At 62.1% G+C, this 686-nt stretch carries 1 protein-coding gene; it reads right to left on the minus strand.

Features of this window, described 5'->3' with window-relative positions; genetic code table 11:
- Positions 1–686 (minus strand): integrase core domain-containing protein (locus NQ034_RS16060; RefSeq protein ID WP_257050022.1); only part of this gene is annotated, 686 nt, incomplete at both ends.

Genomic DNA, 686 nt, shown 5'->3' on the forward strand with positions numbered 1-686 from the left:
TGACTTCGTGTCCATCTCGGGTCGATGCGTGTATTTCGGATCGTTGAGGAATCCTCTGGGGCGTCCGTTTCCAACGTAGTGGGTCTGCGGGTCGGTGGGTTTGATGAATGACAGGATCTGCGTTCCCGCCTCGTCGTAGACGTGGACGTGTCGGAGGTTGTGCATGATGATGACCGTTGTGCCGATGTGGTCCTTGCCGATCCGGTAGCGGACGCGGTCGATGAGGATCGCTGCCGTTTTCGGTATGACTTTTCTCAGCTGGATCCAGTCGTCGGCGTCCACGGGTTCCGGTGGTGTGGGAGGGTCGGCGATGGGGACTTCGGCGTGCCGTTCGGCCGGGGTGAGTCCTGCCAGGCCCTGGTGTCCGCGGTGGTGGTTGTATTCGGCGTCGAACGCGTCGACGTGTTCCTGGAGTGTGAAGAGGGCTTTGGCCGCTGGTCGGGCGGCGAGGTATTTCTGCAGGGTCTGGTGGGAGCGTTCGTTCTTCCCCTGTGTGGTGGGGTGGCCGGGTTTGCCGGTCATGCACGTCACTCCCAGCGATTGCAGGAATGTGGTGAGTTGTCCGATGCGTCCGCGGCGGGAGACGTTGAACGCGGTGCCGTTGTCGGAGAGGAAGCGTTGGGGTGTCCCGTAGCGGTCGATGGCGGTTTTGACCGTGGTCAGGGCTGCTTCGGAGGTTTCGCCTT

The sequence above is a fragment of the Brevibacterium moorei genome (genome assembly GCF_024580735.1).
Lineage (GTDB): Bacteria > Actinomycetota > Actinomycetes > Actinomycetales > Brevibacteriaceae > Brevibacterium > Brevibacterium moorei.